The sequence below is a fragment of the Microbulbifer okhotskensis genome, from assembly GCF_023895975.1.
GTDB classification, from domain to species: Bacteria; Pseudomonadota; Gammaproteobacteria; order Pseudomonadales; family Cellvibrionaceae; genus Microbulbifer; species Microbulbifer okhotskensis.
Genome location: NZ_JALBWM010000433.1, coordinates 1 through 341, shown reverse-complemented (window position 1 = coordinate 341; position 341 = coordinate 1). Strand labels below are relative to the sequence as shown.

Below are 341 nucleotides of genomic sequence, written 5' to 3'. Positions count from 1 at the left end.
CTTTGGAATTATAGAGAAGCGTGATATATAGATGCTGCTTTTGAATTAACTGTTAAGTGTAAAACGATGAAAGCAACTATTTGCGCGTTGATTGATAATCCAGGGGAGGTAGAGCTTGCCGAATCTTGGATCGAGAAGAACCGAGAGAAATTAACTTTTATCTCGGATATGAATGCATGTGGCTGTTGTGTAATGGGTTGGAATATAGAAGGCCCAGATGAAATAGTTTCAACATTACCAAACCATATTTCAGCAGGTAGCGAATGGTCGTCAAGTTAGTCACACTTAAATCGGGTAGCCGGTAGTTTTTACCTACCGGCCCCCACACCACCCATCGTGCG

At 42.2% G+C, this 341-nt stretch carries 1 protein-coding gene; it reads left to right on the top strand.

The window, feature by feature from the left end; all coding sequences use genetic code 11:
- The first annotated feature begins 66 nt into the window (after nucleotides 1-66).
- A complete protein-coding gene (locus MO867_RS22805) occupies nucleotides 67-279 on the top strand; it encodes a hypothetical protein (protein ID WP_252473422.1) in 213 nt (70 codons plus the stop codon).
- Nucleotides 280-341 lie beyond the last annotated feature (62 nt).

Coding starts and splice junctions, on each gene's coding strand:
- MO867_RS22805 (WP_252473422.1), top strand. CDS start 67: ATGAAAGCAACTATTTGCGCGTTGATTGATAATCCAGGGGAGGTAGAG.